Origin of the sequence: Rhizobium sp. BK418 (genome assembly GCF_004341105.1) — a bacterium.
GTDB lineage: Bacteria > Pseudomonadota > Alphaproteobacteria > Rhizobiales > Rhizobiaceae > Rhizobium.
Window position 1 is genome coordinate 139,584 of the sequence record NZ_SLZK01000001.1, and the last position, 12,167, is coordinate 151,750.

Annotated in this window: 11 protein-coding genes; 2 read left to right on the forward strand and 9 right to left on the reverse strand. The window is 59.1% G+C overall.

The window, feature by feature from the left end:
• Positions 1-30 precede the first annotated feature (30 nt).
• The 7 genes from rsmA to EV281_RS00715 form a co-directional block, all read right to left on the reverse strand.
• Positions 31-858 (reverse strand): 16S rRNA (adenine(1518)-N(6)/adenine(1519)-N(6))-dimethyltransferase RsmA, encoded by an 828-nt coding sequence (gene rsmA / locus EV281_RS00685; RefSeq protein ID WP_132651054.1) that lies wholly within the window; start codon positions 856-858, stop codon positions 31-33.
• Complete coding sequence (gene pdxA / locus EV281_RS00690) at positions 858-1,886, reverse strand: 4-hydroxythreonine-4-phosphate dehydrogenase PdxA (protein ID WP_132651055.1); 1,029 nt, start codon at positions 1,884-1,886, stop codon at positions 858-860. Before pdxA ends, rsmA begins: the two co-directional genes overlap by 1 nt.
• A gap of 5 nt (positions 1,887-1,891) precedes the next feature.
• Positions 1,892-2,833: a peptidylprolyl isomerase gene (locus EV281_RS00695; RefSeq protein WP_132651056.1), complete on the reverse strand. Its 942-nt coding sequence runs from the start codon at positions 2,831-2,833 to the stop codon at positions 1,892-1,894.
• A gap of 187 nt (positions 2,834-3,020) precedes the next feature.
• On the reverse strand, positions 3,021-5,375 hold the full coding sequence (locus EV281_RS00700) for an LPS-assembly protein LptD (RefSeq protein ID WP_132651057.1): 2,355 nt from the start codon (positions 5,373-5,375) through the stop codon (positions 3,021-3,023).
• Positions 5,375-6,463: an LPS export ABC transporter permease LptG gene (lptG, locus tag EV281_RS00705; RefSeq protein WP_132651058.1), complete on the reverse strand. Its 1,089-nt coding sequence runs from the start codon at positions 6,461-6,463 to the stop codon at positions 5,375-5,377. The genes EV281_RS00700 and lptG overlap by 1 nt, the downstream gene beginning before the upstream one ends.
• The gene (locus tag EV281_RS00710) at positions 6,460-7,641 is read right to left on the reverse strand and encodes an LptF/LptG family permease (RefSeq protein ID WP_132651059.1); all 1,182 of its coding nucleotides are present in this window, start codon (positions 7,639-7,641) and stop codon (positions 6,460-6,462) included. The genes lptG and EV281_RS00710 overlap by 4 nt, the downstream gene beginning before the upstream one ends.
• A gap of 99 nt (positions 7,642-7,740) precedes the next feature.
• Positions 7,741-8,514 (reverse strand): phosphatase PAP2 family protein, encoded by a 774-nt coding sequence (locus EV281_RS00715; protein WP_184327176.1) that lies wholly within the window; start codon positions 8,512-8,514, stop codon positions 7,741-7,743.
• A gap of 141 nt (positions 8,515-8,655) precedes the next feature.
• On the opposite strand from EV281_RS00715, the gene EV281_RS00720 reads away from it, so the two are divergent.
• Both EV281_RS00720 and EV281_RS00725 read left to right on the forward strand, forming a co-directional pair.
• The gene (locus EV281_RS00720) at positions 8,656-10,149 is read left to right on the forward strand and encodes a leucyl aminopeptidase (RefSeq protein WP_132651061.1); all 1,494 of its coding nucleotides are present in this window, start codon (positions 8,656-8,658) and stop codon (positions 10,147-10,149) included.
• Positions 10,146-10,595: a DNA polymerase III subunit chi gene (locus EV281_RS00725; RefSeq protein ID WP_132651062.1), complete on the forward strand. Its 450-nt coding sequence runs from the start codon at positions 10,146-10,148 to the stop codon at positions 10,593-10,595. The genes EV281_RS00720 and EV281_RS00725 overlap by 4 nt, the downstream gene beginning before the upstream one ends.
• 8 nt (positions 10,596-10,603) lie before the next feature.
• On the opposite strand, the gene EV281_RS00730 is transcribed toward EV281_RS00725, so the two are convergent.
• Together EV281_RS00730 and EV281_RS00735 are read right to left on the reverse strand one after the other, a co-directional pair.
• Entirely contained in the window at positions 10,604-11,155 is a 552-nt protein-coding gene (locus EV281_RS00730) for a GrpB family protein (protein WP_132651063.1), read from the reverse strand.
• A gap of 74 nt (positions 11,156-11,229) precedes the next feature.
• Positions 11,230-12,156, reverse strand: a complete 927-nt coding sequence (locus tag EV281_RS00735) for a Gfo/Idh/MocA family oxidoreductase (protein ID WP_132651064.1) — start codon at positions 12,154-12,156, stop codon at positions 11,230-11,232.
• Positions 12,157-12,167: the final 11 nt, after the last annotated feature.

The following is a 12,167-nucleotide window of genomic DNA, read 5'->3' on the forward strand; positions in this document are numbered from 1 at the left end:
GCTGCAGCGGTTTTGCGCCCTGGAAATGCTCTAAAGGCTGTTCGCCACCCGGCAGAATTCTTCAACCGACAGGGTTTCCGCCCGCCGGGCCGGATCGATGCCAGCTTTGGTCAGCAGGCCTTCGCCGCCAAGCGGCTTCAGGCTCTGGCGCAGCATCTTACGGCGTTGGCCGAAGGCGGCCTGCGTGACCTTCTCCAGATTGGCGACTGAACAGGGAATGGGATTTTCATTCGGTGTCAGGTGAACCACTGTCGAGGTGACCTTCGGCGGCGGCGTGAAAGCCTGCGGCGGGATATCGAAGGCCATACGGGCATGGGTGCGCCAGCCCGCGAGCACGCCGAGGCGGCCATAGTGATCATCGTCCTCGGAAGCAACGATGCGTTCGCCGACTTCCTTCTGGAACATCAGCGTCAGTGATTGCCAGAAGGGCGGCCACGTTTTCGGCAGCAACCAATTCACGAGAAGCTGGGTGCCCACATTATAGGGCAGGTTGGCAATGATTTTGACGGGGCCTTCCGACGCCAGTTCCTCGAAATCGATCTTCAGCGCATCGCCTTCGATCACCTCAAGCCGGCCAGCATAGTGGTCGGCAATCTCGGCCAGCGCCGGCAGGCAGCGCGCATCGCGTTCGACCGCGATGACCTTCTTCGCACCGAGCGCCAGGATGGCTCGCGTCAATCCGCCGGGGCCGGGACCGACTTCAAGGACTGTCACATCTTGAAGTGCGCCAGCTGTGCGGGCAACCTTCTGCGTCAGATTGAGATCGAGCAGGAAGTTCTGTCCGAGTGCCTTGCGCGCATCGAGCCCGTGGCGCTGGATGACCTCGCGAAGCGGCGGCAGACCATCGAGTGCAGCCATTAACGATGGCTTTCAGCGGTACGGCCAAGCTGCGCGCCGAGCTTGAGCGCAGCAACAAGGCTTGCCTCACGTGCCAGCCCCTTGCCGGCAATGCCGAGCGCGGTGCCATGGTCGGGGGAGGTGCGTACGAAGGGAAGGCCGAGCGTTACGTTCACGGAATCATCGAAGCCGAGTGCCTTGGCGGGGATCAGCGCCTGATCGTGATACATGCAGACGGCAACGTCATAACGCGCGCGCGCCTCGTCATGGAACATCGTGTCGGCTGGCAGGGGACCGATCGCATCGATGCCCTCATCGCGAAGGATCTGCACCGCAGGATGGATGATGGTTTCATCCTCCTTGCCGATCGCACCGCCTTCGCCGGCATGTGGATTGAGCCCTGCGATCGCAAGCCGCGGAGCGGCGATGCCAAACCGCTGCTTCAGATCCCTGTCCGCGATTCGGCAGGTCTCGACGATCAGGCCGAGCGTCAGGACCTGCGGCACATCCTTGAGCGGAATATGGATGGTGACCGGAATGGCGCGCAGTTTCGGTCCGGCAAGCATCATGACGGGCATCACCGACTGGCCAGTCGCATGCATGGCGAGATCCGCGAGGAACTCCGTGTGGCCGGGAAACTTGAACCCTGCCTCGTAGAGCACCGACTTGGCGATTGGATTGGTGACGACCGCAAGGGCTTCGCCCTGCATCACCAGCGCCACAGCTGTCTCGATCGAGGCAATCGTGCCCTTGGCGGTCGCAACATGCGGCTCTCCCGCCGCAACATCAATGCCAGCCGGTATGGGCATCACCGGCAGCGCGTCTGCAAATGCGCTGAGACTTTCCGCTGCGTTGCCGATACTGCTCAGGGGAATATCGAGCCTCAGCTGTCGCGCCCGCACGGCTAGCACATCAGGATCGCCAATCAGGAAAAATGGCGGCAGCCCAAGCTCGCGTCTGCGGAGCCATGCCGCCAGGGTGATATCGGGTCCTACGCCGGCCGGATCGCCCTGCGTCAGTGCAAGCGGTCGCGAAAACGATGTCGCCATGGAAGTCAGCGATAGATGATCTGCGCGTGCTTGCGCAGTTCATCCAGATATTTGGTGCTGTTTTCGTTTTCCGGCGCTGCAGTCTTGTCCGACTTGGCCTTGGCGAGATCCTCCTGACGGAACACCATTTCTGCCGCCTGGTCATCCGAAACCTGGCGCTGGCTGCAGATTGCCAAATATTCTACGCCCTTATCGGTTACGCGTGTTGCCGTCGTATTGCCCTTGGCCTGGGCAACGAGGTCCTTCCATTCTGCTGGAATTTCCGGGGCGAGCATGCGGCCAAGATCGCGCACGGAAACATCCCGCATGGTGGCGGCGAAAGTCTTTGCCTGATCGCATCCGGGATATTTGGAGCGCGACGCCTCGGCCTCGCCCTTGCGCTTGGCCGTGATCGCGTCACGCTTGGCTGCGGGGACCACGAAGATGATCTGCTGCAATATGTATTCCGTCGTCACCGGCTTCTGCTTATTGTTCTGCATCATACGGTTGACCAGATCATAATTCGAGATGCGCGCACTGGAGCCGTAGCGCGCATTGACGAGACGCGGCCAGCTCATCTGCACGGCAATGAAGTTCTTGAAATGATCGACGCCGACACCGGCGCGGTCGAGGATCTGTGACATCTGCTCGACGGAAAGCTTGTTGCTGGCGGCGAAACGGGCGAAGGAAGCGTTGACGTCGTCCTGCGAAACCGACATGCGCACGCGGGAGATTTCCTGCCGCTTCAGCGTCTCGTCGACGAGCTGTTCTTCGGCAGCCTTGGCATCGGGCTTCAAGCGCTGCAGGCGCATGAAGGCCTGTCGCTTGGCAACATCGCCGCTGGTAATGGCGGTACCGTTTACCACTGCCTTGACTTCGCTGGCGGCGACGACGGGGGTGCTGAAGGCAACAAGCATCAGGGTTGCGCCTGCAACAAGTGCGGTTACGGATTTCTTCGCGTCAATCATCTATTGACCTCCCGATAGCGCCGCACGACCCGGCGCGCGGCGTTCTTACCATAGACCGAGACGAGCGGAAATCGCATCTCTTACTCTGCGACACCCTATGCCTCACATAATAACTGGTCGCAATGTCCTGCACAGGGTTACGGCGAAAGAATGGCTCGGCCGGAGATTCCGGCCGAGCAATCTGTCGTCAAAGGCTGTTTGCAGAGTCACCCGTGCCCAGTCGGATATCGCCGAGCGTGCGGAAGGTCAGGCGTGCAGCAATCGTCCAGTCGCTTGCCGTCTGATCCGTCGTATCGCGCCTATCCACGTAGGCGATGGTGAAGATGGTGCACTCGTCCTCATAGGAAATGCCGAGCGTCTGTCTTGTAACGACGTCGTTGTTCAAATCCCAGGCGATGCCTCCGAAGATCGACCAGTAATCCTGGAACTTGACCCGGCTGCTTACCTGAACCTCATCTTGGTCTTCGGCAAAGCCGTAGGCCGGCTGCGCGCTCACGTGCGTATAGGTCACCTGGCCCGAGAAGGTGTCGTTCTGATAGGCCGTTGTCAGGTCGCCGCGATTAAAGGAGAAATCCTTTTCATCCAGCCGGTAGGATGCTGCCACGGAGAGGCCGAAAGGCATCTCGATGCCACCCAGTCCGACATAGTCGGAACGGTCGGTCTCAAGACCGGAATCGGCGCCGACATTCACGAGGTCGTCGGTCGCAAATGAATTCTGACCGGCGAGCTGATAGGACTGTCCAAAGATGCCGTGCAGCTTATAGCCGCTGTCGAAGGTGCCGGTATACTGGAAGCCGACATTTGCGCGCGTGCCGCCCTCGATACGATCGTAGCCCGAGAATCTGTCGCGATCGAAAAGGTTGGTCGCATCGAAGACGAAGCTCTGCGCATCTTCATTCGGTAGTCGGCCGGCGAGAGGTTCATCCGGTCGTGCGTAGATCTGCGCGATCGGCTCCAGGACATGCGTGCTGTTGCTTGTCGTGAACAGGATCGGGTAACGCATTTCCAGCCCAGCCGTCACCATTCCGCGCGTTGCCGCATTATCGTCGAGATAATTGCCGGCATACGGAACGCCATTGGCATCGACGGGACTGTCCATATTGAGCGCGAAAGCATCGCCGCGTGCCGCGAGCAACGGCGTAATAACCAGCCCGGTAGGTGTTACGTAGGTGCGCTTCCACTGTATTTCCGTGCTTAAACGGGTCGTCTGCCCTTCCAGGCCTCGGAAGCGGTCGAAACCTGCGACATTGTAGAAGTCGTCGTGAGTGCGCGAAATATTGGTCAGATTGACATCGGCGGAAAGCTCACCGCCAGCAAGCGGCTGTGGCGCGACATAGTGATAGTCAAGCGTCGGATAGACGATCGCCTGCTGTTTTTCCGCGGTATTGTTGCGATCGGCATCCTGAACGTCGAAATAGAAAGAGCGCAGATCGAAGTAATTACGCTTGCCGAGACCCGTCAGATAGACGGTGTTGGCGTGCGGCGAGTTGTCGTAGCCATCGATCTTGTAGGTGCGCGAGAAGTTGTTGTCGCTCTGCACCATGACATCCCAGCCGAAGCTCCAGCGGGGATTGATCCTGAAATGCCCCGCCGACGCGATCATGCCGCGCTGTTTGGCTTCGGCATCGCTTGTACCCTCGCTGAAATTGCTAGGGTTCATCTGATCGATGCCGGCGAGGTGCATCGTCATCGTGCCGTTTTCGAAACGGCGGCGGTATTCCCCCTCGAGCATGAAGCCTTGCGAGGTATAGCCGGTACCTGTGACGGTGAAATCCGAGCTCGGAGAAATGACGTAATAATAGGGAACGTGAAGACCGTAGCCGAGATTTTGCGACACGCTCATCGTCGGGAACAGGAAGCCCGACTTGCGCTTCACGGTATTGTCGGGGACTTCGATCCACGGAACGTAGGCGAGCGAATGGCCGAACATCTGGAAGCGCGCGTGCTCGAGCCGGATCGTGTGCTTCTCGCCGTTTTGAATGACTTTTTCGGCCTTGACCTGCCACAAGGGCGCGCTGTCAGGCTTCTCGGAGCAGGGCAGGCAGGCCGTGTAGACGCCCTTGTTGAGAATCATCTGGGTGCCGCCGACACGTTGGCCGGTTTCGGCAACGAGGCGGGTATTGTCGCTGGTCTCGACACGCAGCGCATTCAAGAAGCCGTCCGCGAAGTTGTCGGTCACATCGAGGCTGTCGGCATAGATACGGTTGCCGTCAGGGGTCACCATTTCGATGTTGCCGGTCGCCATCATCCGGCCGGTTTGCTGGTTATAGTCGACTTTCTGGGCGACCATCTTGTAGCCGCCGTAATTGATCTGCACGCCGCCGATCGCGGAGACGATCTGCTGGTCCTTGTTATAAACGAGTTCGTTTGCCGACAGCATCAGTTTTGCGTCCGGCGAGATATTGCTGCCGATCGCAGGCATGCCTGCAGTGTTTTCCTGGGTGTAGGCCGCAGGAGCACTTTCAAAATAGATACACAGAGCTGCGCCTAAGAGCAGGGCAACCAACTGCTTACTAAAATTCTCGCGGTCGCCTACCGCCACTAGCCATCCTCCTGATGAAGCAAAATCGTTGCGCCTAAAGCGAGCGCCACGATCACCGGTATCCAAGTCGCCACAAACGGCGGCACGACACCGCTGCTTCCGAATGCTTTTACAAGCACGGTGACGACATAAAGCATGAAGCCTGAAAGGATTCCACCCAGAATCACAGAGCGTGATTGGTTGAACCGGCTAAATTTCAGAGACACTGTTGCAGCAATGAGAGTCATGGCCACCAACAGCAGCGGTTGCGATAGCAGCGAGTTGAACTGAGTCTCAAGCGCCTTGGTGGAAATTCCAAAGGATTTGGCAGCAGCAATGCGGTTGGAAAGATCAAAGAAACCAATTGTTTCCGGCGCGGTCAGCCGCTCCTTGATGAAGTCCTGCTTCAGGTTGGTACGAAGCTGTTCCGAAACCTTACGCACCGGGATTTCCCCAGGCTTGCGTTCGATGACGTTGTTAAGCTGCCAGTAACCATCTTCCAATTTAGCAGATGAGGCGTCCTGCCGCAGAATGACCTCACCGCTGCTGTCAAAGTGGATAAGGACCGCGTCGACGAGCAGTGTGCCGTTCTCCAGCACGGTTTTGGCGCCGATGATGACATCGTCCCGACCGCTGATCTGACGCAGCCACGGAACCTGCAGCGCCTTGATCATGGCATTGTCCTGACCACGCCACGCCGTTTCGAATTGTGTTGCCTGCCTTTGGCCCCAGGCGGCGAGCGGATTGAGCGCCACCACCGTCAGTACGCCGAGAATCAGCGATCCGGCGATAAAGGGCAGCATGAACTGCCAGACCGAGATACCGGCCGCACGGGTGACGACGAGTTCGTATTTCCGATTGAGGCCTATCAGTACGGTGATGCCGACGAACAGCGCCACGAAGGGAATCGTTTGCTGCAGGATCAGCGGCAGTCGAACTGCGGTAAGCAGTACGGCACCACCCAGCGTGTAGCCGGGAAAATTGGAGATGCGGCTTGCCGTCTCGCTGAAGTCGAGCAGAAAGGTGATGGCGCTCATGCCGATCAGGAACCACATCGTGGTCGTGACATAGCGGCGGAAGAAATACCGCGACAATGTTCCGAAAATCATTGCGCAGCGCCTCCGCCGGTCCGGCCGGTCGCGGCAAGAACCCGCTTCTGCGCGCGCTTCCACATTGTCGAAGTCCGGTTTCTCACGGCCAGCGGCATGGCGAGCCGCTTATGCATGTTCAGGAAAACAATCGAAACCAGGCTGGTCACGATCGGGATCGCGTAGAGGATCGGAATATAGGCCGTGTTCTTGTCGATCTGGTTGGCAACGTAAAACGCCGCCCAGCGCAGCACGAATGCGAGGCCCAGTGCTCCAATCATCGGATGCAATCGCGCCTCGCGATGCGATCGCGCATCTCCGGCTATGGCAAGGGAGAAAAGCGCAAAAACAAAGGGAAGCATCCAGTCGGTCAGGCGGCGATGCAGTTCGGCAGTATAGCTGCCGGGCTTGGCGATATAGTCGGGATCTTTCGGATCGGGATTGAGCAGGAAGGCGAGATCACGGTCGCTGGCGCGAAGCGTGGCCTGTCCGTTATTTTCCGTCATGTCCGAAAGGTCGAAGGAATAGGAATCGAACTTGATGACGGAGACGTTGCCATCGGTCGTTTTGCGATGGACTTCGCCGTCATGCATGATCAGCGACGTGCCGACATCATCCACAGCACCCTCCCGCGCATAATAGATGAGCTCGTAATTCGGATCGCGCTCGTCGGCGACGAAGAGGCCCTTCAGCGTGCGGCCGGCGAGCCGCTGCGAGATCTGCACATAAAGGCCTTCGTCGATCTTGCGGAAGGTCTTTTCCTCGATCACGGATGAAAGAAGGTCGGCATAGGTGGCGGCGATCATCTCGCGCACGACCGTCTTCGCGCGTGGCTCGACGACATTGTCGACGAATAACGAGAAGACGCTGACGAGGATCGCCAGGAGCAGGATCGGTCGCGCCAGGATGGTGCGGCGAGCCCCGGCTGCGTCGATCACTGTCAGCTCGGAATCGTTATTCATCGTCGTCAGCGTCTGGGTGATGCCGATGACGAGGGCGAAGGGCAGCACGATAGGAATGATCGACGGCAGGATCAGCGTCGCAAGCATTGCGAAAGAGCCTATCGACTGGCCGCTATCGGTCACCAGATTGATGCGCTGCAGAACCTGGGTGGTCCAGATGATCGCGAGCACCGGGAGCAGGGCCACAAGAAACATCTGGCCGACACGCCGCAATATGTATGTCTCAAGTAGTTTCATGCTCGCCCTTGAAAGCACCTGCAGGCCGGTATGGCCGACAGGAGATTCCCTCTACGCTGTTTGTCGCGCTTTTGCGACAAGCTAGTGTCAAAAATTCATTCAATTTTCAGAATTTTTTTGGCGCTGTGGCGACTCAGCGATGGCCATCAGCGCTGCGAATATCACTACCGAAGACAACCATCCGAGAACGACGTCGGAGAGATAATGCGCGCCGAAGGAAAGCCGCATGGCCGGCGTCAAGATCGAAACGGCGGCAACGGGTGCTACCAGCGCATAGCGCACGGATTTCGGAACGAAGATGAGCAGGCAGAACAGCCAGCCTGCGCTTGCCGCTTCGCCGGAGATGAAGGAACAGTTCGAGACGCATTTGCCGGCCATTGAGCCAGCCTCGGCAAAGTGCAGCATGCCGCCGAAAATATCCGTCTGGACCGGGCGCGGCCGGCCCCAATGGTCCTTGAGGACCACATTGACGAGAAGAACGGGGCCGATGAGCAGCGTGCCGAGCGCGACCTTCAGGTCACGCGCGCGCGAAGCGTTGAATGTCGCGCCATGCTGTTGATAACACTCGGCGAGTTTCCACAGCATGACGGCGGTAACGACATAGGGAACGTAAAAGAAGAGCGTACGCAAGAGACCGAGAATCGCCTCGCTCCGATAGGGGAAGGCGCCGCAGATCTGCGTCGCAGGCGCCGATGCGCCGCATGCCTCCCGCACGAAAAAAAGCTGGGAAAAGTAAATATCTATCTCGGGAAAGGCCCGAAAGAGGGCAAGCAGCAGCCACCAGACCCAGAAGAGCAGCACGAATACGCCGAATGCCGTTTGCGGCAGGCGAATTGCCGGACCCCGCCATCGATTTTTCGAAAAAACTGTCAACGCAAACATCTACGAAACTGACGAAAACCATTTGGCCGGGCGGCCGCGCGGAACATAACAACTGTCGTCGGCCATTGACAGACCCGCCAAACGCGAAATTATCCCTCCGGAACGGATTTGATGAATCCCATCGGAGAAGACATGTCTGCAAAATTCGAAATTTCATTCTCAAAATCGGCAAAGCTGACTGGCGGCCTCGCGGTCCTTCTGAAGACATCAGACGCCGATGCCGCGGCCGGGGCTGATATTGCCGATCCGACGGGGGTGATCGCCAAGGCATCGAAGATTGCACGTTTCTCGGCAAAATCGATGGCAGCCTTGGATCTCGTGGCGCCGGAAGGCGCGCCTGTCGAGCGCATCATCGTCATCGGCTTAGGCAAGACGGCAGACCTTGCCGTTCATGACTGGCTGAAGGCCGGTGGCAGCGCCGCCTCGCGGATCAAGAATACCGAGAAGGCAACGGTCTTCATCGACGCGCCGGGTGTAGAGGTCAGCGCCAAGGCTGCGGCTGATTTCGCCCTCGGCATGCTGCTGCGCGCCTATAGTTTCGATACCTACAAGACGAAGAAGAATGATGATGAGGACAAGCAGCCGAAATCGGTCAAAGTGACGGTCGTCACGGCTGAGGCGGCTGCCGCCAAGAAAGCCTTTGCGGATGCCGAGGCGATCGCCGGTGGTGTCAATCTCGCCCGCGATCTCGTCAACGAGCCGCCGAACGTTCTTGGTCCGATTGAATTTGCAGCCAAAGCCAAGGAACTGGAAAAGCTCGGCGTCGAGGTGGAAGTCCTGACGGAGCGGGAGATGCGCCGCCTCGGCATGGGCGCGCTGCTCGGCGTTGCCCAGGGTTCCGTTCGTCCGCCGCGCCTTGCGGTCATGCAGTGGAAGGGCGGCAAGAACAAGGACCGGCCGATTGCCTTCATTGGCAAGGGTGTGGTCTTCGATACCGGCGGCATCTCGATCAAGCCGGCCGCCAACATGGAGGACATGAAGGGTGACATGGGCGGTGCGGCAGCCGTCACCGGCCTCATGTACACGCTCGCCGCGCGCAAGGCGGAGGTCAATGCCGTCGGCATTATCGGTCTTGTGGAAAACATGCCCGACGGCAACGCTCAGCGCCCGGGCGACATTGTCACCTCCATGTCCGGCCAGACGATTGAAGTGATCAACACGGATGCCGAAGGTCGCCTCGTGCTCTGCGATGCGCTCTGGTATTGCAATGACCGCTTCAAGCCGCAGTTCATGATCAACCTTGCGACGTTAACCGGCGCTATCATGGTTGCACTCGGCAACGTCTATGCCGGCCTCTTTTCGAACGACGATCCGCTGTCGGCACAGCTGACCGCGGCCGGTCTCGTGACGAACGAGAAGCTGTGGCGCATGCCGCTCGGCAAGGAATATGACAAGATGATCGACAGCAAATTCGCTGACGTGAAGAATACCGGGGGCCGTCTTGCCGGATCGATCACCGCGGCGCATTTCCTGAAGCGCTTCGTACAGGATACGCCCTGGGCGCATCTCGACATTGCCGGTACGGCGATGGGGTCCGTGCAGGACGAGATTAACCAGTCGTGGGCTTCCGGTTTCGGCGTGCGCCTGCTCGATGAGCTGGTGCGTACGAATTACGAAACACGATGACGGAAATCCTCTTCTACCATCTGACGGAATCGAAGCTGGAAGACGCGCTTCCGCCGTTGCTCGACAAGAGTGTCGAGCGCGGCTGGCGCGTCGCCGTCCAGATGAAGGAAGCTGTGCGACGCGACGCGCTGGACACGCACCTGTGGACCTATCGGGAGGACAGCTTCCTGCCGCATGGCACGGACGAGGCCGATTTCGCTGGGGATCAGCCCATTCTCCTGACCACCTCGAGTGATAATGCGAATGCTGCCACCGTCCGCTTCATCGTCGACGGGGCCGAGCCGCCGCCCGCTGCAGATTATGAGCGGATCGTCTTCATGTTCGATGGCTACGATCAGGAACAGCTCGAAGGTGCTCGCACGCAGTGGAAAAAGCTTAAAGGCGAGGGCCATAACCTCACCTATTGGCAGCAGACGCCGGAAGGGCGCTGGGAAAAGAAGGCTTGAGTCGATCGTCAGGCAAGGCTGGCTTCGGCCAGCACCCGGTCGATGAAATCCTTCTTCGCGCCGGTATATGCCGCGCGGCTTTCGGCAAATTGCTGCGCAAGGCCGATCTTCAAATCCTCATAGGCCCGCGCGAGAGCCGGATCGCCTCTGAGCCTGTCACGGAAGAAAATATTCCGCCTCCAGTTGAAGCCCTGATATTCGACAACATGGGCGAGATGCGTGCGCGTTTCGCCTGTAATGCCGCGGCCGAAGAGGTGGTCGTCGGGCACGATATCCGCTCCTGCATAGTCATAGCCGATCTTTTCCATCGGCTCGATGCAGGCAAGGCCGTCCTCGAAGCGAGGTACGCCGATCAGGATGTCGATGATCGGCTTTGCCTTGATGCCCGGAATGGCGGTGCTGCCGAAATGCTGGATGTCGATGGCCAGAGGGCCAAGTGCCTCGCGAATTCTGACCTCTTCCAGTAGATAGGCTTCCCGCCATTTCGCATTGGCGTCGGCAAGCCTGACCGTCAGATGCCGAACGCCCAATCCAAACGATTCGTCCTGCTCCTGCTGCATGGAAGCGGCCCCTCAGATGTCGGTGCCGCTATTCTATCATTGTGCAGGAGAGATAGCATCTGCCGCGAGATCGATCAGTCGTAAAACGCTTCCACGAACTTCCGTTTGCCGAGCATGAAGGCGTCGGCCACATGACGCAGCGGCGCCAGATCGACATCCGACTTGCCATCTTTGATGAGTTCGGCAAAACGGCGGTAGAGCGCCGGATATTCGGCTTCGGGCGCGGAGAACCGCAGCTCGCCATCGACCGAGAGCTTCGAACCGCCTTCAGACAGAACCATCTGGCCGGCGGCCGTTTCCGCGATGATGTCCCAGCTCTGCTTGCCTGTCTGGCGCCAGTCGAATTCGGCATGAACCGGAACATAATCGACATTGCGGAAATGCAGGTCGGCGGCGATCGGCGAGTCACGGTTTTCAGGGAATTCCAGCGTACCGGCGCTCAAGAAAATCGCCTTGGGCAGGATGTGCGTGACGATCGAGAGCGCGTTGATGCCGGGATCGAAAACGCCGAGGCCGCCCGCCTGCCAGATCCATTCCTGGTTCGGATGCCAGTGGCGCACGTCTTCCTTCCAGATTACATGCACGCTCTTGATCTCGGTCGAGGCGAGGAAGGATTTTGCGGCTTCGACGGCCGCTGCGTAGCGCGAGTGCCAACTTGCAAACAGCGTCGCGCCCTGTTTGGCCGCGAGGTATTCCAGATCGGCCACTTCGCTCAGCGTCGCGCCCGGCGGTTTTTCGAGGAAAACGTGCTTGCCGGCGACCAACGCCTTGTAAGCAGCTTCATAACGATACTGCGGCGGCATGCAGAGAGAAACGGCATCAATCGACGGTTCTGCGTCCAGCATGTCGTCGATCGACGTATAGGCGGCAATGCCATCGACCGTGCCGTGGCGGCTTGCCGTCGCCACCAGCTTGAAGTCGGCATTGGCGGCGATGGAGGGGAGGTGCTGGTCGCGGACGATCTTGCCGACGCCGACGATGGCGAGGTTGATGGCTGACATGGTGAAGCTCG

Excerpts from the sequence above, each read along its gene's own strand:
- EV281_RS00720 (WP_132651061.1), top strand. The coding sequence starts at position 8,656 with ATGTCTGCAAAATTCGAAATTTCATTCTCAAAATCGGCAAAGCTGACT.
- pdxA (WP_132651055.1), bottom strand. The coding sequence starts at position 1,886 with ATGGCGACATCGTTTTCGCGACCGCTTGCACTGACGCAGGGCGATCCG.
- EV281_RS00725 (WP_132651062.1), top strand. The coding sequence starts at position 10,146 with ATGACGGAAATCCTCTTCTACCATCTGACGGAATCGAAGCTGGAAGAC.
- EV281_RS00730 (WP_132651063.1), bottom strand. The coding sequence starts at position 11,155 with ATGCAGCAGGAGCAGGACGAATCGTTTGGATTGGGCGTTCGGCATCTG.
- lptG (WP_132651058.1), bottom strand. The coding sequence starts at position 6,463 with ATGATTTTCGGAACATTGTCGCGGTATTTCTTCCGCCGCTATGTCACG.
- rsmA (WP_132651054.1), bottom strand. The coding sequence starts at position 858 with ATGGCTGCACTCGATGGTCTGCCGCCGCTTCGCGAGGTCATCCAGCGC.
- EV281_RS00710 (WP_132651059.1), bottom strand. The coding sequence starts at position 7,641 with ATGAAACTACTTGAGACATACATATTGCGGCGTGTCGGCCAGATGTTT.
- EV281_RS00695 (WP_132651056.1), bottom strand. The coding sequence starts at position 2,833 with ATGATTGACGCGAAGAAATCCGTAACCGCACTTGTTGCAGGCGCAACC.
- EV281_RS00735 (WP_132651064.1), bottom strand. The coding sequence starts at position 12,156 with ATGTCAGCCATCAACCTCGCCATCGTCGGCGTCGGCAAGATCGTCCGC.